The sequence below is a fragment of the Candidatus Paceibacterota bacterium genome (assembly GCA_041666545.1).
In the GTDB taxonomy this organism is placed as follows: Bacteria; Patescibacteriota; Minisyncoccia; order Phycocordibacterales; family JBAYGS01; genus JBAYGS01.
This window is the reverse complement of sequence record JBAYGS010000001.1, coordinates 77,736-97,713: the sequence shown is the minus strand read 5'-3', so window position 1 is coordinate 97,713 and position 19,978 is coordinate 77,736. Positions and strand designations below refer to the sequence as shown.

Sequence of the window (19,978 nt, the reverse complement as noted above, 5' to 3'; positions counted from 1 at the left end):
TATACTTTCTAGCTGACAAGTTTGGCAATATCGTGATAGGTCACCAAAATCATTAGGAGAATTAAAATGGCAAAACCGATGCCGTTTACAATATTGGCAATTTTGGGATTAATATTTTTTCGGCGAATCGCTTCGATAGCGACGAAAAGTAAGCGACCACCATCGAGCGCTGGAAAAGGAACCAGATTGATTACGGCTAGGTTAATAGAGATAAAAGCTGTAAAGGTTAAGAGGTATGATAGGCCGGACTTGGCGGCGCCACCAACTAAACCGACGATTCCTACTGGCCCGGCTACCTGAGAAAAATCAGCTGAGCCGGCAAAAATCTGATAGACAAATTTAGCCAGGCCGATAGCTGTTTCCTTTGTCAGGCTCGCAGTAATTTTGGCACCTTCATAAATTGCCCGGTGAATTGGCAGTCGCAGGGTGCCAACCAGATCGAGAGAAACCCCGATAGCCATTTTGTCTGGCACAATCCCCGCCTCCGGTAAAACTGTTAGGTCAAGCTTCTCCATCCCTCGAGTTGCCGCGATTTTGATGGGTGTCCCGTTGGAATTGAAAATGAAATTTTGAGTGTCGGCAACCGTAAGTTTGGATAATTGATTAGCGCCAATTGAAAGATTTTCGATTTTATCCCCCGCCTGAAGACCGGCTCTGAAGGCTGGCGAATTCGGCAGAACTGAGACAACCAAAACCTTGGCGTCCGGCGAGTATTTTTCATAACCGGAAACGGAAGTGTTAAGACCTAAGCTTAAACTGCCGGAAATTAAAATCCAGGCAAAAAGTAAGTTGAAGAGGATGCCGGCAATCAGAACCCCCGCCTGAATGCCACGGTTCTTATTTACAAAACTTCGGGCGGAGTCGGGGCCGGAAATTGATTCATCGTCAGGGTTTTCGCCGAAAATTTTTACGAAACCGCCGAAGGGTATCAGATTGATGGTGTACTTAGTTTCACCTCTTTGCCAGGCGAAAATTTTCGGCGGAAAGCCGATAGCAAATTCGTCCACTCTAATACCGGATTTTTTGGCAATCAAAAAATGCCCTAATTCATGGACAAAAATTAGCACGGCGAGAATTATTAGAAAAATGATTATGGACATAAGAGGTGAAAAACTAAATCAAAGTTTTTGCAAAATAACCAATAATCAAGAAACAAGCTCCAAACAATATTCAATGAATCAAAATTCCAATTGATGACTACGCGTTCGGACTTGGTTATCGTCTCTTGGTTATTGGTTATTGCTCGCTACGAGCTAATTTCTTGCTCTTTTTTACCGAGCATCTCTTCCAGTTTTTTATTTCCGGCATCAACCAACTTTTGTACATCACCTTTGAGACGGAAAATGTCATCTTTGCCGAGACCCCCTTCCTTTTCCTTACCTTGCAGTTCGCGAACAACTTCGTCGCGGTTAGCGCGCAAGGATTTGCGGGCATCCTCCAGTTTAGCCTTGGCTAATTTAATAATTTGTTCTCGCCTCTCTGCCGAAAGTTCCGGAAAAGTCACGCGCACACCCTTATCGTCGGCCGAGACCGAAACTCCCAGATTGGCAGCAGTAATTGCTTTCTCAATTGTCTTCCCTTGTGAATGATCCCAAGGGGCAATGCGCAAGCTTCGGGCATCTTCGACCGAAATCGCAGCAATCTGATTTATGGACATCAATGAGCCGTAGGAATCGACTTTGATGCCATCAAGAAAGGCCGGGGTCGCGCGATTGGTTCTGATGCCGGAGAATTCTTTAGTAAGCCAAGCTTCAACTTCGGCGATTTGCTTTTTAATTTTGGTGAAATCAAACATATTTTTAATTTTTAGTTAGTTTATTTACTATGCCTACAGTATAACCGATTGCTCGAGAAATCGAAACTCGGCATTAGACGGGTACTTACGACTGCACTAATTCCCGCTATCGCAGGAATTAGTGCAGGTGGGGATTGTGGCTAAAAAATCGGAGATTGAAGATATATTAAGAAATATAAAAGGCCCGATCCAAAGGATCGGGCCTGGCTTATCCAACAAAAGAACTGAGAACCGATTTCAGGCGTTGCCGGCAATCGCCGCCACGCTTCGGCTGAACTGGTTGATTTCATGACGGATCTCCGGAGGCTCGGCGCCAGGTGTCACAATCGTCTTGATACCCATTCCGGTAAAGCAGGCATGGTACGCCCTGACCGCCCCTTCGTCGAGGCGATCGGAGTTGATGCGGAGAGCACAACCCATCCCAACGACATATCCCACCTTTTCGACATACGCCCTGAAGTCTGCCGGTTGGTCATCGGGCAGGCCGTCAGTAATGAGAAGCATTGCCGTGCTAGCCGAGATTCCCATGGCGGCATAGCCTTCAGCCACTTGTTGCATTTTCTTCACCAGGCTGATGGCAGTTCCAACGAGGGGCGTACAACCGTGATTAGGTACATACGCATTGAATGAGTCCTTGGTGACTTCACCAATCAGACCTTCGAAGTAGAGCTGATTGAATCCTTCAACAATGAGATAGAAGTCGCTACCTCTCGCACCCCTGAAGGCCTCCACTCCGACGTGAATACCATCAATTGCTGACTTGTAGATGTTGCCGTCCTTCATCGACCCAGAGTCGTCGAGAAGAATCCCGACGACAACCAAGCGGTCGGAGGTTGGCGGCGCCAAAGTTTGGCGTCGCGGCGGGGTCGGTTCATTTTCGCCCTCGCTCACATCCGAATCGCTATCTTGATTGCCAGGGGTCGCACCACCCAGAAACGAATCCAGATCAATCTCATCGACTGGTTTTGGATTCCGGCCACCTTGACCTCGTAGAATTGGAGCATTTGCCATTTTTTTCCTTTCTCGTTGGCCAGGCTCTAAAGCTTGGCTTGTTTTTTGTTTTCAGACACTGATGACTTACCCAACAGGGACTCGAACACTGCCTTCTCTGGTACAAACCGCTCACCACGATGAAACACCTGGAAAAATATCTCAAGAATCGGCCTCGGAACCTCTTTCAGGGACCTGGCGTTTTCCGGATAAATTACCCGTGGATCAAAGACGGTGACGCGGTTGGCCAATCTCTCACTAAGATCCATTCCGGCAACAACGCCGGCATACGGATCAGTGAAAGTAAGAAGCCTCATGACTGTCACCAAATAGGAGTACCAGTCACCCAGCTTGTAGTGCGGCGCCACCAAAGAATAGACAGCCTTGTTGACTGCCGACACCTCAGGGATAAGCTTCTCAGCTTTTTTGGTTTTCCGCTTTCGGGTAGTTTGGGTCGAAGATTTCCGACCGGTCGAACGAGTCTTTTTGGCTTTTGCAAGTTTCGTCGGAATTTCTAGCCCCACGTTTCCGCCGATACCCAAAATCTTCGGGTCGACGAAACGGGGCACAAATGTCCGGCATTGATAGGGTCCAAATTGGAGACTATCAGCATCGATCATCCGAAGCGCCAAATCCTGCTCGCGGAGCAAGAGGTTATTCTCGCCTAGATCTCCGACCACGACATCTTTGGCATGAAGGCCAGAGATTAGGTCGTGAAGTTCGGTGATTACTTTGTACCGCTCTCTCAGGCTAAGTTTACTGTCGGTTCGGGTCTCGGCATCCAGTGAGGTGCCTTTGACAAACGGCATCACATAACCAAAGACTTCGTCGCGACCATCAACAAGGACAGCAGTCGGGGCAATCAGAGCCTCCGGCAGATCCGTTGGGAATTCCAGGAGCTTAGTTTGCATTTCATCCAGCCTGACTTTCGCGGCCTCTCTTGAGGCAGCGTCTTCCTTGAATTCCAAATCGTCCGGCTGACGGAAGATTTTGGCAACCAAGTCTTCTCTCATTTTGTAGATGACGGCTTCGCCACCCTCACCAATCTGCTTGAAATTCCGTTGTTTCCAATCACGCACTTTGATGCGGAACATTTTTCCTTTCCGGCCCTTTTAGCGAGCCCTTTTTTGATTTTGGTTCCGATCTAGCCACAGGTCGTAATAAACGTACCGCCGGGATCACCACCATCGTCTTCAACAACGATTTTGGTTGACGAAGCCGGTTTGCCGGAAAGTAGGCTACCGATTGTGCCCAGGAAGCCCGGAGGCCTCACTGTCACCTTCTTGACCCTGGTCAGTTCAACCAGTTCTGTGGCGAGACGCCGAAGTTGTCCTCGTCCGGTGACACCATCAAACTCCTTGGCCTTAGCCAAAAGTTTCGGTGCCATTTCCGACAGAGCTTCAAGCTTGCCGAGCTCCCTTTTTAGCCTTTTGACTTCAGCTTCGAGGCTTGTGCATTCTTCTTCGAACGCCTTCGCCTCGGCAGTGGTCGTAGCGAGCTTGGCGGTCAGATCATCAACCTTGCCAGTCAGTTTCGTGATCTGGCCTTTGAGAACCACCATCTCATGACGCGCAGCCAGAAGCTTATTCTGAGCCTCATCAGAGCGGGCAATCACCAGACTGACATCATCGCGACACTGCCCGGGAACAAACGTGCCCGATTCGATTCGCTCGGCTGTGTGGATGTTGAGCCAGCGTTGCAGGTTGGTCTTCTGAACTAAAGACGGATGATGGAAATCCTCGCCGACAAGTGGCTTGAAACCATCAGTCGCCACAACCAAACCCTTTTCAAGTTTCTTGAGGTCGAAGGCGACAAAGACGGTGAAGCTTAGATGCTTCACCAGATTCGGATCGTGATAGGCGGTCTTAGTGAGCAGATTGTAGGCCAGATAGGGCGGACTGTTCTTGATAGGCGGATCCAAAATGGTCGCGTCATCTTCAACAATCAAAACCCCGTCGCCCAAATGAGCCACTGCAACCGCATCACCAGCAATCACGAGAGCGATAATCGTGAAGAGAAAGGTCGATTCGATTGTTTTCTCGAAATCGGCCCTCTGATCTCCTCGGGTCATCGTCTTCGCAATTGCCGCGATTTGCTCACAGACTTCCGATTCTACTTGCTCCCAGTCGAGCTTGTCCGGCACGACCCCTCGGTCGAGCTGACTTGTAAGCGCCTTCGCGACCAGTTTGGCACCGATATCGGCGCCGGTCGCAGAATTTGGCTGCGAACCGCAACCGTCACAGAGGACGGCGACCAGACCATCCGGTCGGTCGATTCGCAAAACCACATCCTGGTTATTGATCTTACCGGGTTGGCCCGGGTTGATATGGGCCGAACCTGGTGCAGTTGCAATTGAAACGTGCATATACTAGCCTTTCTTTTTGTTGTTAAAGGTCTCCTAACCAAGCAAATTGATGCTCAGCATTCTGTACTTTGTATATACTAATTGTCCAAAAATGTCAATAGAATAGCCGGTTTTCGGGCCATCAGTGAAACCGCCCCGATTTTAAGCCAATAATTAGGGTCGAGCTGGACCAAAAATCTTTTAGCACCGGAAAGCTCTAGAGATCAATATTTCGAATTACCTCTGCAATAATTAGTGAAAAATCGTCTTCTTGGATGGCGCCGTAAACGCGGACCGTGTCCCCTTCCAAATATCGCCCCAACTTCGTTTTGTTTTTCTTGTTGTCCAGAATCAAAATATCAGTCGGCAATTTTACCGTATAATCGGTGCCGGCGATGGCGATTGTTGCCTGGGTCGGTAAAGTGGTTGAATCCAGACGCCTCAAAACGCCTTGAAAATTTTTTGGCCAAAACATACTCCTGTTTAGGTAGACTTCCAAATTTTTAGCGGTCAGAATTTTTTTCGGAATATCGTAGGTACCGTCAGCTTTGGTAATTGTATCCCCAACTTTCAAAATACTGCGGTCGATGACTCGACCATTTCGAATTATTGAAGTGTCGGAACCAAGCGCGACCGTGATGTCACCCTTGGTTTTGTCAGTTAGGGTAAATTGCGAGTTGGCCAGATTCAAACTTTTGACCTTACCGGAAAAAGCTGATTTCTCGTCATTCAGTGACAAATTCTGAATTGTCTTGGCTTTAATTGAAATCGTGTCAGACGAGGCGTCGAGGTAACCCTCCAGGTTTAGAAAATGATCGGCCACGACTTCGCCGACTACGGCCGGTCCGCCAAAATGGCGAGTGAAAACCGTGTCAGAATCGGTCTTTATGATGTAGCGGATGAATGAATTGCCCCAGGTGGTGCGAGCATAAAAAGTTGTACCGGCCACCTGAACAACTTTGACCCCGCCAAGCTTAATGCTGCCAGCCGCATCAATCGAAATAGTGACGGGTAAATTTTCGGCTCTGGCCAAATCGGAGCCCGTGGCCAGGAGTGCTGTTACGACCAGTAAAAATAAAACTTTAATTAGGTTCTTCATTTAGATAACTTTACGCGTTTTTCGCGCCCTGTCAAACGCCGCGGCGGCGTTTGACAGGGCGCTGATTCTCGCTACTATGGAAGTGGACCCCGAACCTTAACAAGAGGATTGAAATGAAGCATCACATTCTCCGCGCCCAGCAGTTTGATCGCAGTGCCCTTGAAAAGTTGTTCCTTCAGACCCAGACAATTCGTCATCATTTCCAAACTCAGCAGGGGGTCGACCTCCTGCGGGCCTCTTTTCCAAGCAAAACTCTGCTCTACCATTTTTCCGAACCTTCGACTCGAACTCGCATTTCTTTCCAAATGGCCGCGCTCAACTTGGGCATGAGAACTCTCGGCACCGAAAGCGGTCGGGAATTTTCTTCGGAAGTGAAGGGTGAAACTCTTGAGCACACCATCCGCGTACTATGCGGATTCTACCCTTCCGTGATTGTCATTCGTCACAGTGACACCGGCGCGGCCGATCGCGCGGCCGCCGTGAGTGACAGTTGTGGCTTCAACATTCCAATCGTGAACGCCGGTGATGGCACTGGCCAGCACCCCACCCAGGCGCTCCTCGACCTCTGTACCATTCATGAGCAATTTGATCACATCGACGGTCTCACGGTTGTGATTGGTGGAGATTTGGCGCACGGGCGAACTGCTCGATCTCTCGCCTATCTGTTGTCGAAGTTTAATATCAAGTTGATTTTTGTCTCCACTCCGGAGCTCACCATCGGCGAAGACATCCAGGCCCACCTTAAGGAAAAACAGATTGAATTCCGTTTGGATACCGATCTTGAGGAGTCATTCCCGGAGGCCGATGTGGTTTACTGGACCCGCTTCCAAAAAGAACGCGTTGGTGACGCCACGGCCAATCTGCCTCATCGGATTACTCTCGAAACAATGGCCCTGCTCCGTTCAAAGGCGATCTTGCTTCACCCCCTACCCATCGTTGGCGAAATTGCCAGGGAAGTGGATGAACATCCGCAAGCCCGCTATTTTCACCAAGCCCAAAACGGCATGTTTGTCCGGATGGCCCTGCTTCAGAATATTCTGGCTTAGTGCCAAAACGACACTTGGCCCCTTTGCTCGCACGAGCAAAGGGGCCTTTAAATTTTACAAACCGTTGACACTCAGATTTTCTTATCCTAGAATTCGAGCGGATAGTTTCTTCGTCAACCATCAACAGCAAGAGAGGACCCCATGAAAAGTCGTGTTCAGATTACCCTGCTCCTGACGGCGTGTACAGTCTTGTTTCTCGGTTGCGATAATCCGCAACAAACCAGCAACCCCAGACCCGGAGGCGCAACCGCAAGAGCGGTCGCAGTCTCGGCCGAAATGGCCGGCGAACATCCTCTCGGCCAACCATGGGATTACTTCCCGACCGATATCGGCCACCGATGGTCATATCGGATTACCATACCCGAAGGTCGCGATGCTCTCAATCATCGAGTGGTTTCTTGGGCATCCGGTGACAAGGGCGGCGTTCGTGTGGAAACTCGCGGCCGCTATCTGCCGGACAAAAAGGGTACGAAGTCCTCCTATCGCCTTGTCATCAGCATAAAAAAGCAGGCGCCGAAACAGGGCCCTTTGTCTTACCCAGAAGGCTACGAAATCGGAATCGATGAGGATGAGCTCGGAATCTTCGAATCGACGATGGGTGTTTTTCTGGCCGTAAGTCGAAATCCGCGTTATTCGGTTGATTTGGTGACGACTCACGACCCGAGTTCCTCCTCGGCACCACATACCGGTAGCCCTTGGGGTACCAGCTACAACAAGCCGGGCTTCGGGATGCGCGTTTATTTCTTTGGCGAAAAACCTGGCGTGCAGATTGGTCTTTCGGACCAAAATGACGCCGTACTGTTCGATGGGCCGGAAAAACTTAACGGCAAAAATGCCCTGAAATTCATCCGGAAGGTCGAAGCAAGTAAGAAGACCGACTTTAGCCGAGACATCGACAAAGGCACCTCTGTCCTCGACAAAGGGTTTGAGGAGGAAATGTACTTCGTTCGCGGAGTAGGTCTGGCGAAGTTAACCCAAAAAGTCGACGGCAAAATAACCATGACCTGGGAATTGGAGTAAACAATAATCTAGGCTGGTTGCAAATATCAAAGGCCCGCTTGCCAAGCAAGCGGGCCTTTTCTCTTCCTTTCTCCCCCCGCTTTTCCCCCTTGACACGACCTTTTAATTTAGATATACCAATACTAGCAGTTCCTAAAAACAAACAAAACCAAGGAAGGAGTCGGTTATGTCAAAGCGAATGATTCTCCCAAATGGGCTGCGTGGAGTGGCCATTGACGAGGCCCACAAAGTCCCTAGTGGTGCTTTTGTTATCTTTACAGAAAATTCACCTCGCTATGTTTTTTTCGTTAGCATTAGAGGCGATATGCAGGGTTTTTTCGCTGTCAAAAAGGATGGCACAGTCGACCGGCAATTCGAAATACTCGACTTAGTTGAGGCTCATGGCCGGCCCGGCGCCTTCTCCCCGGTTGAAGCCTTTGGCGGCGACGATATTCCTGGACTAAAGATCCGAAGAGGTAAGATTGTCTGGGACAACGAGGAACTGGATAAAAAGCCTACCCGAAAGCACGCGAAATGAATAACCAAACCCTCCTAAGCTACACTCCCAAGGATGACGACTTCGGAGTTTATGTCGGGCGACTAAATCCGATGCACCTCGGTCATCAAGCCATGGTCAGCAGTCTGCTTCAGACCTTTGGCCCAAATCACCTTCTGCTAATCGGGAGTTGCAACAAGCCGATTTCAATTCGTCACTTGTTCAATTATGCTGACCGGTGTGACATCGTGCGCGCGGTTTTTCCTGAAGTTCGAATCGCTCCACTTCCCGACTTCGATGGTAGTGACGCCCTTTGGTTTCGGGCGCTTGATGACATCTTGTGGCTGACCGGGATTGATCCTACCAAAGTCTTGTACATCGGTGGCTCTCGCGAAGATGTTGAGTTTTACCGACTTTTCGGTCGGAAGGTTGAAATCGTCAATCGCTTCGGTGGCCTGACAGTCAATGTAAGCGGCAGTGAAATTCGGGACGCTCTCATCGAACATCGCCCGCTTGAGGCCATGCTCGACCCACGAGTCATTCCGATAATTCAGGAACGATTCGCCATTCGCTGGGAGGAAGTCAAAAGCAGATGATTTACACAAACCACCGGCCTGCGCCAGTGGTTTTTTAATTCAAGATCACACTGGCTTGCGTTTTTAAAAATCAGTGGTAGTCTAGAAAATAGAAAGGGTCCCCTAAATATGAAAAAACTTCTGCGAATCGATCCACCGCGCCGGACCAAACACTCCCGCAGAGCTGGTCGCTTGGCGCCAAAACGTTTCCTCGTCTGGAGCCTTCCCACTCAGTATCGCCGGGCCATCCTCGTGGCCGCGCGTCGTCAGATTAGTCGTCTCTATCGTAGGCGTGGTCGCCCGAATCCCAAGGGGATGCTCGTGCGGTCGCTTTACAAGGAGCGTGGCCTGATCACGACCCTCGTCAACACCGACCTCATGACTCTCAAGTTGTGGGATCGCTGGACCAGGATTGACGACGCGCTCGCCGCGAAACTGGGCAAGGAGTTCCTCCCGGCCTTCGACTGATGCTTGTGAGGCCTTGCCTCACAAGTGCGCTAACTTCAAACCAGGAGGGCATCATGAAAACCTTAAGGGTTTGCCAAACTGCCGGTCATAAGGTTGTGAGAAGCCGATGTCCGGTATGCCGTCAGGTTTTCACTGAGGGTGAATATTTAATTGTACTTTTCGATAACGGCGTGCCGAGAGGTGCCGTCGCCTTCGACCAGGTAACCTGTTGTGGTCAAACCGGTTCTGGACCGCAACTGTTCGGGAGCTCGTTAGAGGCCGAAGCCGGTGCCATCATGCTTAGCGTCGGTAGCAACGACCTTGAGCTGGTACCTTTGGATCCGAAACTGTTTTGAATTCGCCCCGCCTGTCCGACAGGCGGGGCTTTTTTCTTTTCAAAATCAAATTGACTCACACTCTCGAGAGGCATATGCTGACCATGAAAGGAAAGGTCTTTCTATGAGTAAACTCGCGACGCTACTATTTGGTGTGGTTATTTGTCTCACCGTGGCTATTCCCTGGGCCATAATTTTCTACTTATTTCGCGCCGAGATACTCCGGTTTGTCGGCGATAGTATAATCCGGGGAATCTTCGTTAGCCTGGGCCTGGCATTAGTTGCAACACTGCTTGTGACCGGTATCGGCTGGGCGATATACAAGATTAGAAACCGCACACATTGATACATCGGGCGGCTACACTCCCTTACCCTCACCTCAAAGCAAACACCGCCCAGTCCAATGTGGGCGGTTTTAAATTGTCAGGAAACTCGAGTCTCGCCTGTCTGGCCCCACTGGCCCCGTTTCGACCAGGTCGAAACGGGGCCTTTCTTTATCAGACTACCTAATCCCGGTATCACAAGCCAAATTCACCTCGGCCATCTCATCCGGTCCGACTGTCACATTTCTAGTTTCGCATCTTGGCAACATTCTTCCACCAACCGGCTGCAAACCATATTCACCTGGAGGCAATTTAATTTCATACCTGCCGTCCTTGTCAGTTTCCGCTGTCGCAAAGGGCGAACTTTTCGGACTACCGATGGTAATCACTTGCACGGTCGTCTGATACGGCCGGTCGGCACAATTTGGATCCGGTGGAATCCTCATCACTGGACAAGTTGGCCCCAAAAGCACCTGACCCTTCACGCCGGATTTAAATGGCAAAATTCCCGAACCGCCCGAGCCTGCGGCGCCCCCAGTTTCTTCCGTTGCCAGAAATTTAATCGAATCAAGCAAGGGCTCGAAGTCTTTTCGAGTCAAGGAATTTTCATCCAAAAAAGCGCCGGAAAAAAGATAGATATTTTTATTGTACGCCACCGCGACCGTGTCGGTCCGATAGAGACCGTCAATCAAATAGCGAACAGCTTTTTCGCCGGCCAACACATAATCCCGATTGACGACACCGGACAAAAGTCCAAGATTGGAAAGCGAAGGGTTATTTTCCGCCCATTCTCCGGCAGTTTCATTCTTAAGATTTTTAAAAACTGAAATTTCGATCGAAGCTGGGCCTTCGCTCGCTTCGCGATTCCCTGCAAAGCTCTCATAGTCGCTCGCTGGCATAAGCGAAAATATTTTAATGAAACTCGGATCAGCCAGATTATCCGCCGAGTGTTCTCTCAAAATATAGCCATTGGGGCTCACTCGATACCTGAAGGATAATCCGACCATTGAGTCGGCCCGCACTGCGTAGCTCTCATTTCCGCGATTTTCCTGATACCAGAAAACCAAGAACCCGACCACGAGTAGTGTGCCGAGCGTCAAAACTATTTTCCATATTGTCGCATTCTTCATTTAAATCTCCATTTAAATATCATTGTGCCCTACCACTCGCCTTCGAACGTGCCCAAGTCTTCCTCACAAACGGCAGGGAAAGCGTGGACAGGATATAGCCACCAGCCGGCACAAGAGCCTTCAGCCAGGGTAGTGAATCTTTGATCGTCAGTAGCCAAATCCCGGCGACTATGTAGGTCGAAAGTGCAATAAAAAATCGCCGGGCAAAGCTTATCTCCCAAGCTTTATCCTGCTCTACTCGTCCGTTCCTATCTTTAATATTTCTGATTTCCGTCTCAACATCCATAAAATTATTTCAAAGCGAAACCGATTTCAATGTCGTGGAGGTAAACCACTCGGTCGCGGAAGCCACAGGCCCGAGTCAGTTTTTTAAGTGCCTGGGGAGTTATAGCTTTAAGTTTCCGATACAACTCCGCCTGCCCAATCAACTTCTCATCAGGTATAAAATGCTTACCGTCAGTACTCGTGATACCACCTTGCCTCCTGATCAAACTATACAGATTATCAAAATTCATAACCTCACCGATCGCCACTTCCAGATCCTCCGGACTGAGCTTCTCTCCTTCCGGCAGATTTTCACTTTTCTGCGGCTTCTGGGCCGGCTTTCGCAAATAATCAGTCTCCAGTTCCCGAGTTTTGCGAATTCTCTCAGCCATAGTAATAACCACCTCCTTGGCATCCGGATGAATCTGCAAATATTGCACCATCGCCTCCTGCAAAGCCTTGGCCGAGCTGGGATCTCGCATCATTTCACCCAAAGTGATGGAGCTGGTCTCCGCACTGACATCCCCCGGATTTTCCGAATTTTCCGGAGCCGTGGTTTTTGACCCACCTAAATCAGTTTCTCTAAACATGCCTTTAAATATACGCCTTGAACTCCAAAATTACAACGAACGCTATTTAGCTACCTACAACCCCTAAACCGCCCATATTTTTCCGACTTTACGCAAGCAATGAGTGGTGCACTTGGAAGTTGAATGTACCAACTCGGCATTTGACAAATGGATCTCGATATGTAATATTAATTTTGAAAGGACGATCTTTGCATGAGAGCTACTGCAACGCTGGTAATTTTTATTATTGCGCTCTGCCTACTGATTTTACCCGGCGAACTCAGTCTTCATTTATTCGGTCCCCAACTTCGTGAATTTGTGGCCGGAAGCAAGGCGTGGGCCATTGTGGTTGCAATCGGCATGGCTATCACCGGAGTCTTGTTTCTTCTTCTAGTAGGCAAGATTTGTCAGCATTTCTTCTTTCCCTACCTAAAGGTCAAAGATGAAGACCTGCCGGACTTACTCAATGACGACGAGAACGAGTAGGCTTGAATTTCGACCAGCTACCTTCACAGCCGCCTTTGACAGGCGGCTTTTAAAATCACAGGTTTCTCTTTGTGGACCATGCCGGGATCGAACCGGCCGCCTCATCCATGCCATGGATGCGCTCTACCAAATGAGCTAATGGCCCAACTGGCCAATATACTATCACATTTAAATAGATTTTGAAGACCAGCAAAGATATGTTAGTCTTTCTTGGTAATCATAATACGGGCCGTTAGCTCATCTGGTAGAGCACCTCATTTGCAATGAGGGGGTGGCAGGTTCGACTCCTGTACGGTCCACAAAAGCACAAAATCCCGCCTTCGCGGGATTTTGTGCTTTTGTGGAAGGCGGAACCATATCGCATCAGCAGATGCGATGGTGAGCTGGGGTCGCGAACACTTATGTATTTTGTTGACCTTTGCAACAAAATACTTAGTGACTCGTCGTACACCAAACAGAGAAAACCTGCTCTGAGGCAGGATTTTTGATTTTCGCTTAGACCGGAACTATACCTCGCCAGCATATATTGACTTTTCTATTGATATATGCTAGTATGTTTGTAGAACCAGATGTTCCTAAAAACTTCTAAAAGAAAGGCTCCCTATGGCACGCAAGACAGCTAAGACATACCTGCACGAGGTTTCAGAGATCGACCGGCATGCGGATTTTGGCAGGCGGCACAGTTTCGTCAGTTTGATTTTTGCCGGCGTTAATGATGACGCGTCCTTAAACGAACTGCAACAGAATCTTTGCGACAAGCGGATTAATGAAGCATACTCAAAGCACGCTAGCGATGAGGCGACACTGACCGAAGCGGCTATGAATATTGCCACGTTCCTCAACACCTGCCATGCTACCTTGCCCCATAAGCCAAAGTAGCCTTGCAACATTTCGCACTCCGACCACAAGCGCACTCCGGTGCCCGATTGGCCGGAGTGTTTTTATATTCCAACTCAACTAAGCCGCCCTCTTTCTCTGCTCAAAACTTCTCTCTTCCGCTTCTTCTTGCGCTTTCTGCCACTCGTCCATCGCGCCGGCGGCGGTTTGAAAATTTTTAGGTTGCGTTTTGGCGCTCTCAGATTTAGTGATAATTTTCGAGGCAACAGTTCCTGCCTCATCAATAACCTCCTCCGCCTCAACTTTTCCATCGACAACCTTTCTCATCAAATCAAAAAGACCCTTCCCCTTTTCCGGTGGCACATATTTTTCTTGCGAGTTCATGGCTAAAGTATATCGCAATTTAAATTTTTCCTAAACCTATGCTACGATTTCATCCTACAAGAGGATACTTGTAGGGCTCATAGTAAAGTGGTATTACGCGTCATTCGCATTGACGAGGCCCGGGTCCGATTCCCGGTGAGTCCACAAATGGGTGATTCATCATTGGTTCAAGGTTCCGATTTGTCTGGTGTCACTTATTTAAATAGGAGTACAAATGAATAAACTCGTAATCCGAGTCTACACAGTAGCAGACCTAGAGCAAATCATAAATCTTCACAATATCGCCTTGGAGGCGACTGGCGCCCATGTCGGGAATGGCCACTGGGACCGTGACTTATGGGACATTGAGAACATCTACCTTAAGAACAACGGCACATTTCTAATTGGATCACTCCAAGGCCAAATTGTTGCCATGGGTGCGTTGCGTAGAATCTCAGAGGAAATGGGCGAGATTAAGCGCATGCGCGTCCTGCCACAATTTCAGAGACAAGGGTTTGGACAGGCCATACTGACCGCCCTTGAGACCGACGCCGCAAAAAGAGGATACAAACTTCTTTGCCTCGACACGACTGTGTTACAGGTAGCATCGCAAAAAATGTACTTGAAAAATGGTTATACAGAGACTAAGCGCACGAAGGAGGGTTTTCCATTTGAGACAATTTTCTACGAGAAGCGTCTGTCAGCATAGACGGGCTCATACTCGCGGGAGTAAGGCAACTAATCTCAGTTGCCTTTTTACATTTCTTCGCCAAGGATATAAGATGAGCTCATGCATTTTGTTTATGAAACAACAATAACCATTCGAAACCTTGTTCTAGGTTTCGCGTATCGAAGAATTCTGAAGCCAATTTTTTTTGCTTTTGACCCGGAAAATGTTCATGATTTTTTCATTCTGGTCGGCCGACTGCTCGGAAGCAATCCGGTCTCCCGACTAGCCACTTCCCTGCTCTTCAATTACAAAAATCCCACAGCGCTGGGACAAAAAATTTTAGGGATTGAGTTTCCAAACCCAATCGGCCTGGCCGCCGGTTTCGACAAAAACGCGCGTCTGGGAAAGATTCTGCCGGCCGTCGGCTTTGGTTTTATCGAATTTGGCTCAATCACCGGCGAGACTTGCCCAGGTAATGATAAGCCGAGAATTTGGCGCCTGAAAAAATCGCAGTCCCTAGTGGTCAATTATGGACTACCCAACGACGGCGCCGAAGCAATCTCAGCGCGACTAACCGGACAAGAGTTTAAAACTTCAATCGGCATCAGCATCGCTAAAACCAATTCTCGCGAAACCGTCGAGACCAAGGTCGGCATTGTCGACTATGCCAAGGCCCTTGGCAAATTTATTGAGATTGGCAATTATCTGACAATAAATATCAGTTGCCCAAATTCTTACGGTGGCGAGCCGTTCACCGATCCGACCAAACTCGATCTTTTGCTCGACCGGCTGGAAACATTTAAATCCAAAAAGCCAATTTTTTTGAAGCTTTCACCTGACCTCTCAACTTCTCAAGTCGACGCGATTTTGGCAATTTGCAGTCGCCACAGGATTGACGGATTCATTTGTGGCAACCTAACCAAAAATCGAAATGAACCGGCACTTCAGGAAATCCCACGGGTGGCGGGTGGCCTAAGTGGTCGTGCTGTTTCCGACCTGTCCGATCGGCTCGTCGGTTATATCTACAAGAGAACTGTTGGCAAATATATTCTCGTGGGCTGTGGCGGTATTTTCACAGCCGAGGACGCGTATTTTAAAATTCGGCAGGGTGCCTCTCTCTTACAGCTAATCACCGGCATGATTTTCGAGGGGCCACAACTAATCGGCCAAATTAACCAAGAGCTTGTTAAACTTCTGAGGAACGACGGTTTTGAAAACATCTCTGAAGCTGTTGGGGCAAATTTTAGGTTATAATTTACAATATGGACACTTTTACACTTTTGGCCTCGCCGTGGTGGGTCAATCTGCTTTTTCTAGTGCCATTCATCGCCTACTGGTCTTGGCGAAAAAATCGACTGGAACTGACTTGGCAGGTTTTAATCATTGCCGGTATTTTTGGCATCGCCTTCGGCTTCGTCGAGGCTTCGGTTGTCGTCTATCTCCGCGCTGCCGTCGGTCTACTCCCCGGCTATGGTGGCACCCTCTCCGAGGTCGCCAATTTATCAGCCGGCTTCTATCAGCAAGCTCAAATTTTGACCGAACTGCCGAAAAGTCTGGTGACCGTGGAATTTTTCCGCGAAGCCGCGACCATGATTATGCTAATTTCAATTTCACTGCTTGCAACAAAAAAACGCGCCGAGCGCTTTGCGATTTTCCTTTGGACTTTTGCAGCTTGGGATATTTTTTATTATGTCGGCCTCAAGGCCACTGTCGGCTGGCCAACTTCACTCCTCTCTCCCGATGTTTTATTCTTAATCCCTGTCCCTTGGCTTGGCCAAGTTTGGTTCCCAGTTTTAGTCAGCCTTTTCTCGATGCTCGCTATCGCTCTTAGTCGAAAGTCAGGCACTAATTCGTAAGCAAAGCCTGCTTCACCAAGTGATCCAAGAAACTTGGCAAATCCGCGCCAACCGCCTCAAGGGCTTTGGGGAAAAGTGATTCACTGGTAAGCCCCGGCAAAGTGTTCGTCTCCAAGGTATAGATACCGCGTTTTGGGTTAACGATAAAATCAGAGCGCGAATAATGCCTCAGGCCTAAAGCCTCATGCGCCTCTTTTGCCAGCCTTTGGATTTCAGTTTTTTCGGATGGACTGAAGTTTCCCGGACAAATTTCCTTGGCCTCGCCGCCATACTTGGTCTCATAATCAAAAATGTCATTTCCAGTCGGCTTAATTATTTCAATCGGCAAAAGTGAATATAATTTTTGACCGCGAAAATTCTCCACCACCCCGCAGGTCGCCTCACGACCACTGATAAATTCTTCGATCAAAGCCGAACCAAATTCCGAAAGCACCCTCGGAAGCACCGCTTCGAGTTCGTGAAAATTTTCGGCCTTCGCCACACCGAAAGACGAACCGCTGCCAATCGGTTTGATAATCGCCGGCAAATGGAAACTGCGAAAAATTGAGTGGATATCCTCGGTGCGATATTTTTCGGCCGTGACTACCATCGCAACCGGAGTTTTAATCCCTTGCCGACGATATGCCTCCTTCGCCGTCGCCTTATTCATCGCCAAAGCCGAAGCGAAAGATTGTGAACCGGTGTAGGGAGTCTGGTGATAATCCAAAATCTGCTGGACTTTGCCATCCTCGCCGTACTCGCCGTGCATCGCGTTGAAAACCACATCAACATGTTTGAGAACCTGGAGTGGCAATTTAGGCAAACCGTGCAGATGCCAAGTACCGTCCTTGGAAATAAAGACATCTACTGGAAAATAGTGTTCGGGCAGATTTTTAAGAACGGCTTCGCCGGTTCTGAGCGAAACATCATATTCGCGCGACGGTCCTCCTCGTAAAACCCCGACTCTAATCTTGTGCTGTTGCATTAGCTAAATTATATCATCCCGTTAAAGATAGGTCATAAGAATAACCGATGTAGTTAGTGGGCGTGCTAATTCTCTGATCAACGAAAATTTGGATTACAATATAATTTGGAACAAAAGATCTCTAACGGGACAATGAAAAAGGCGGCTGCCGAGTCTGCAAAACAGTTGCAGATCGACAACCGCCGCACCGAAGCGACCTCCGGTGTTTGTACCGGCATTAACGCACATCGATTACGTTAACGCCCCTAAAAGCTATTACAAAATCGCCGGTCAGTCAAGGAAATTTGACTTGAGCCGTCGCCTAAGATTTTTGATGGCAAAGCGGTGTGCCTCGGCATTTAGGAGGACAATCTCCTTTTTGAATTTATCAATAATTTCCGAGCGACCGGAAACACTTTTCGGCTTATGCCTCTCATCTTTCGTCACGGCAACAATCGGAATACTTAGTCCGCTTTTCACCACAACTGTCTCAGCCGTATGCTTTTGGCCGGCCCCGCCGTCAACAATAATCGCTTGAGGTAAACCCCACTCTCGGTGCCCAAATCGCCTAGTCAAAACTTCTCGGAGTCCGCCCACATCGTCGCCTGGCTTGGTATTTTTTAAATTAAAAATTCGGTACTCTGAATTATCGAGCCCGCCATTCTGCCAAACCGTCATTACTCCTAAAGCCGAACTGCCACCCAAATGGGCCACATCGTAGGCCTCCAGACGCAAATCGGTCACATCTTGAGCACTTGCCTGATTTTCCTTAATCAAAGCGACATCCTGAATATGCTTAAGAGCGAAAAGCTGTTTTTTTATTTCCCCGGCCTTTTCGAATTCCCTTTTCTTGGCCGATTGCTTCATCTCCTTATCTAGTTGTTTAATCAGGGAGCTTTTTTTGCCGGAGAAAAACAACTTGAGGTGGCGGATGGTTCTGCCGTACTCAGCTTGGCTAATCGCTCCAACACAAATCCCCGGACAGAGACCAATTTGATAATTGAAACACCCCCGCCCAGCCCCAGCCCCATAATCTATTCTAATGTTCTTGAGAACATTAGAATAGATCGGCTCGCAGGTGTCACGAAAAGGAAAAACTCGCCGTACAATTTTAAGGGCTGTTTTTAATTCTCCTCCATTTGTAAATGGCCCCCACCATTCTTGAATCTTGAATCCTGAATCCTTAATCAATCCATTGACGATGTCTCTTTGGCGAACAATTAAAACCCGCGGAAAATCTTCCTTGGTAATCACCAAGCAATTAAAACTCCGATCATCCTTTTCTTTGGTGTTGTAGGGCGGTTTAAACTTCTTGATCAAATCGGCTTCGAGGATTAAGGCCTCAAGAACCGAACCAGTCTTCTTGAAATCTAAAGAAACTGCCTCATTCACCATTTTCAAAATAAGCGGACTGCGGGATTCCAAAAGATCGGAAGCGAAATAGCTTCGGACTCGATCCTTAAGCGAGCCGGCCTTGCCGATGTAGAGAATTTTTTTGTTGCGACCGAGAAAAAAATAGACCCCTGGCGAGTCCGGCAACTGCTTCTTTTTGAGATATTGACTTTTCACATTGCAATGCTATCATACGGCGAGAACCTGCACAATTACATATTCTATGAATCCCCAAACTGGAGCCCCTGTAGGTTGGATTACCGCAATTACTTTCTCGGGCCTGGCCGTTGCAATTTTTGCACTTACCTTGCTCGTCATTGGCATCTGGATCGGCCTGCGAACCGCAGTCGCGCTCATCGCCGTCATTGCCATCATCACCCATCGCCACGCTTATGGAAGCCTTGCCCCAACTAAAACAGCCGGAGCTCAACCTATCAGAAACCTCCGCGGAGAAAGTGACTGGCGCGACGGCTGAAATCAAGGCCGAGCCCTCACCGGATCCGCTTCGCGAGTCGTACCATCGGTTTGTTTTGCCAAGAACCAAAAGACGAATACTTGGCATTCGCCGGAAAAATTATCGAATGCTTTGAAGAGACCGCCCCGCGCTTGCAGCAAGCGCGGGGCTCTTAATTTTCCCAAAAGAAAAAGGCCGCCCGAAAGCGACCTTTGAAACCTCCCGTCGACTACTTTTTATCGTCAACGGGCTTTATGCGGTAATTGAATAAAATGTTCGACTCGACGGCAAACTGCGCGATTGCCCCATCCCGCTTTTTGACTCGGAAAATTGACGGCTTCTGAACACTTGCGTGGTAAGTCATCACTTCGGTGACTTCCGGATCAAGGATTTGAATTTCCTTCAAAACCCCACTCTCAGTGACATAAAAGTTTCCCATGCAGACCACCGCAAAAATCATGGCCATTGCCAGGATGATTGCCACCAACGCGACCACATTCAGCAACTCAATAAGAGTAAAGGCCTTATTTCGTCGGGCTTTCAATTGCACACTTTTCCTTTCTTT

The 19,978-nt window shown here is 48.6% G+C and carries 25 protein-coding genes and 3 tRNA genes; 14 read left to right on the top strand and 14 right to left on the bottom strand.

Annotated features, from left to right (window positions below; all coding sequences use genetic code 11):
- Positions 1 to 8 precede the first annotated feature (8 nt).
- The 6 genes from rseP to WCT25_00510 form a co-directional block, all read right to left on the bottom strand.
- Positions 9 to 1,100 (bottom strand): RIP metalloprotease RseP, encoded by a 1,092-nt coding sequence (rseP, locus tag WCT25_00535; GenBank protein MFA6535899.1) that lies wholly within the window; start codon positions 1,098 to 1,100, stop codon positions 9 to 11.
- Positions 1,101 to 1,246: 146 nt separating this feature from the next.
- The gene (locus WCT25_00530; protein MFA6535898.1) at positions 1,247 to 1,795 is read right to left on the bottom strand and encodes a ribosome-recycling factor; all 549 of its coding nucleotides are present in this window, start codon (positions 1,793 to 1,795) and stop codon (positions 1,247 to 1,249) included.
- A gap of 237 nt (positions 1,796 to 2,032) precedes the next feature.
- Positions 2,033 to 2,806: a hypothetical protein gene (locus WCT25_00525; protein MFA6535897.1), complete on the bottom strand. Its 774-nt coding sequence runs from the start codon at positions 2,804 to 2,806 to the stop codon at positions 2,033 to 2,035.
- A 26-nt stretch (positions 2,807 to 2,832) separates the two neighbouring features.
- On the bottom strand, positions 2,833 to 3,879 hold the full coding sequence (locus WCT25_00520) for a hypothetical protein (GenBank protein ID MFA6535896.1): 1,047 nt from the start codon (positions 3,877 to 3,879) through the stop codon (positions 2,833 to 2,835).
- 50 nt (positions 3,880 to 3,929) lie between these two features.
- On the bottom strand, positions 3,930 to 5,150 hold the full coding sequence (locus tag WCT25_00515; GenBank protein MFA6535895.1) for a protein phosphatase 2C domain-containing protein: 1,221 nt from the start codon (positions 5,148 to 5,150) through the stop codon (positions 3,930 to 3,932).
- Positions 5,151 to 5,346: 196 nt separating this feature from the next.
- Positions 5,347 to 6,228: a hypothetical protein gene (locus WCT25_00510; GenBank protein MFA6535894.1), complete on the bottom strand. Its 882-nt coding sequence runs from the start codon at positions 6,226 to 6,228 to the stop codon at positions 5,347 to 5,349.
- A 113-nt stretch (positions 6,229 to 6,341) separates the two neighbouring features.
- Here WCT25_00510 and pyrB point away from each other — a divergent pair, with 113 nt between their 5' ends.
- From pyrB to WCT25_00480, 6 genes are all read left to right on the top strand, one after another.
- Positions 6,342 to 7,274 (top strand): aspartate carbamoyltransferase, encoded by a 933-nt coding sequence (gene pyrB / locus WCT25_00505; GenBank protein ID MFA6535893.1) that lies wholly within the window; start codon positions 6,342 to 6,344, stop codon positions 7,272 to 7,274.
- Between the two features lie 141 nt (positions 7,275 to 7,415).
- Positions 7,416 to 8,294, top strand: coding sequence for a hypothetical protein (locus tag WCT25_00500; GenBank protein ID MFA6535892.1), 879 nt, complete (start codon positions 7,416 to 7,418; stop codon positions 8,292 to 8,294).
- Positions 8,295 to 8,460: 166 nt separating this feature from the next.
- Positions 8,461 to 8,811 carry a hypothetical protein gene (locus WCT25_00495; GenBank protein MFA6535891.1) on the top strand — a complete coding sequence of 117 codons (351 nt, stop codon included), beginning with the start codon at positions 8,461 to 8,463 and terminating at the stop codon, positions 8,809 to 8,811.
- Positions 8,808 to 9,365, top strand: coding sequence for a hypothetical protein (locus WCT25_00490; GenBank protein MFA6535890.1), 558 nt, complete (start codon positions 8,808 to 8,810; stop codon positions 9,363 to 9,365). Before WCT25_00495 ends, WCT25_00490 begins: the two co-directional genes overlap by 4 nt.
- Before the next feature lie 108 nt (positions 9,366 to 9,473).
- Positions 9,474 to 9,812 carry a hypothetical protein gene (locus tag WCT25_00485; protein MFA6535889.1) on the top strand — a complete coding sequence of 113 codons (339 nt, stop codon included), beginning with the start codon at positions 9,474 to 9,476 and terminating at the stop codon, positions 9,810 to 9,812.
- A 53-nt stretch (positions 9,813 to 9,865) separates the two neighbouring features.
- The gene (locus tag WCT25_00480; protein ID MFA6535888.1) at positions 9,866 to 10,147 is read left to right on the top strand and encodes a hypothetical protein; all 282 of its coding nucleotides are present in this window, start codon (positions 9,866 to 9,868) and stop codon (positions 10,145 to 10,147) included.
- Between the two features lie 481 nt (positions 10,148 to 10,628).
- Here WCT25_00480 and WCT25_00475 read toward each other — a convergent pair whose 3' ends face one another.
- From WCT25_00475 to WCT25_00465, 3 genes are read right to left on the bottom strand one after another with little or no spacing between them, the layout of a single operon-like run.
- Positions 10,629 to 11,579: a hypothetical protein gene (locus WCT25_00475; GenBank protein ID MFA6535887.1), complete on the bottom strand. Its 951-nt coding sequence runs from the start codon at positions 11,577 to 11,579 to the stop codon at positions 10,629 to 10,631.
- 19 nt (positions 11,580 to 11,598) lie between these two features.
- Complete coding sequence (locus WCT25_00470; protein ID MFA6535886.1) at positions 11,599 to 11,865, bottom strand: hypothetical protein; 267 nt, start codon at positions 11,863 to 11,865, stop codon at positions 11,599 to 11,601.
- A 4-nt stretch (positions 11,866 to 11,869) separates the two neighbouring features.
- Positions 11,870 to 12,433 (bottom strand): hypothetical protein, encoded by a 564-nt coding sequence (locus WCT25_00465; protein ID MFA6535885.1) that lies wholly within the window; start codon positions 12,431 to 12,433, stop codon positions 11,870 to 11,872.
- Positions 12,434 to 12,625: 192 nt separating this feature from the next.
- Between WCT25_00465 and WCT25_00460 the strand changes: the two genes are divergently transcribed.
- On the top strand, positions 12,626 to 12,898 hold the full coding sequence (locus tag WCT25_00460) for a hypothetical protein (GenBank protein ID MFA6535884.1): 273 nt from the start codon (positions 12,626 to 12,628) through the stop codon (positions 12,896 to 12,898).
- A 72-nt stretch (positions 12,899 to 12,970) separates the two neighbouring features.
- Here the strand turns inward: WCT25_00460 and WCT25_00455 are convergent.
- Positions 12,971 to 13,043 (bottom strand) — tRNA-Ala (locus WCT25_00455).
- A gap of 81 nt (positions 13,044 to 13,124) precedes the next feature.
- Here WCT25_00455 and WCT25_00450 point away from each other — a divergent pair.
- Both WCT25_00450 and WCT25_00445 read left to right on the top strand, forming a co-directional pair.
- A tRNA-Ala gene (locus WCT25_00450) sits at positions 13,125 to 13,197 on the top strand.
- A 304-nt stretch (positions 13,198 to 13,501) separates the two neighbouring features.
- On the top strand, positions 13,502 to 13,777 hold the full coding sequence (locus WCT25_00445) for a hypothetical protein (GenBank protein ID MFA6535883.1): 276 nt from the start codon (positions 13,502 to 13,504) through the stop codon (positions 13,775 to 13,777).
- 78 nt (positions 13,778 to 13,855) lie between these two features.
- Here WCT25_00445 and WCT25_00440 read toward each other — a convergent pair whose 3' ends face one another.
- Entirely contained in the window at positions 13,856 to 14,119 is a 264-nt protein-coding gene (locus tag WCT25_00440; GenBank protein MFA6535882.1) for a hypothetical protein, read from the bottom strand.
- A 73-nt stretch (positions 14,120 to 14,192) separates the two neighbouring features.
- Here WCT25_00440 and WCT25_00435 point away from each other — a divergent pair.
- From WCT25_00435 to WCT25_00420, 4 genes are all read left to right on the top strand, one after another.
- Positions 14,193 to 14,263: transfer RNA gene (locus WCT25_00435), tRNA-Ala, on the top strand.
- A 70-nt stretch (positions 14,264 to 14,333) separates the two neighbouring features.
- Positions 14,334 to 14,807, top strand: coding sequence for a GNAT family N-acetyltransferase (locus tag WCT25_00430; protein MFA6535881.1), 474 nt, complete (start codon positions 14,334 to 14,336; stop codon positions 14,805 to 14,807).
- Positions 14,808 to 14,888: 81 nt separating this feature from the next.
- Complete coding sequence (locus tag WCT25_00425) at positions 14,889 to 16,022, top strand: quinone-dependent dihydroorotate dehydrogenase (GenBank protein MFA6535880.1); 1,134 nt, start codon at positions 14,889 to 14,891, stop codon at positions 16,020 to 16,022.
- A gap of 8 nt (positions 16,023 to 16,030) precedes the next feature.
- A complete protein-coding gene (locus tag WCT25_00420) occupies positions 16,031 to 16,624 on the top strand; it encodes a hypothetical protein (protein MFA6535879.1) in 594 nt (197 codons plus the stop codon).
- Here the strand turns inward: WCT25_00420 and WCT25_00415 are convergent.
- On the bottom strand, positions 16,614 to 17,588 hold the full coding sequence (locus WCT25_00415) for a D-alanine--D-alanine ligase (protein MFA6535878.1): 975 nt from the start codon (positions 17,586 to 17,588) through the stop codon (positions 16,614 to 16,616). The genes WCT25_00420 and WCT25_00415 overlap by 11 nt on opposite strands.
- Before the next feature lie 270 nt (positions 17,589 to 17,858).
- Positions 17,859 to 19,136: a UvrB/UvrC motif-containing protein gene (locus WCT25_00410; GenBank protein MFA6535877.1), complete on the bottom strand. Its 1,278-nt coding sequence runs from the start codon at positions 19,134 to 19,136 to the stop codon at positions 17,859 to 17,861.
- Between the two features lie 46 nt (positions 19,137 to 19,182).
- Between WCT25_00410 and WCT25_00405 the strand changes: the two genes are divergently transcribed.
- Positions 19,183 to 19,434 carry a hypothetical protein gene (locus WCT25_00405; protein ID MFA6535876.1) on the top strand — a complete coding sequence of 84 codons (252 nt, stop codon included), beginning with the start codon at positions 19,183 to 19,185 and terminating at the stop codon, positions 19,432 to 19,434.
- Positions 19,435 to 19,642: 208 nt separating this feature from the next.
- Here WCT25_00405 and WCT25_00400 read toward each other — a convergent pair whose 3' ends face one another.
- A complete protein-coding gene (locus WCT25_00400; GenBank protein ID MFA6535875.1) occupies positions 19,643 to 19,963 on the bottom strand; it encodes a type II secretion system protein in 321 nt (106 codons plus the stop codon).
- Between the last annotated feature and the right edge of the window lie 15 nt (positions 19,964 to 19,978).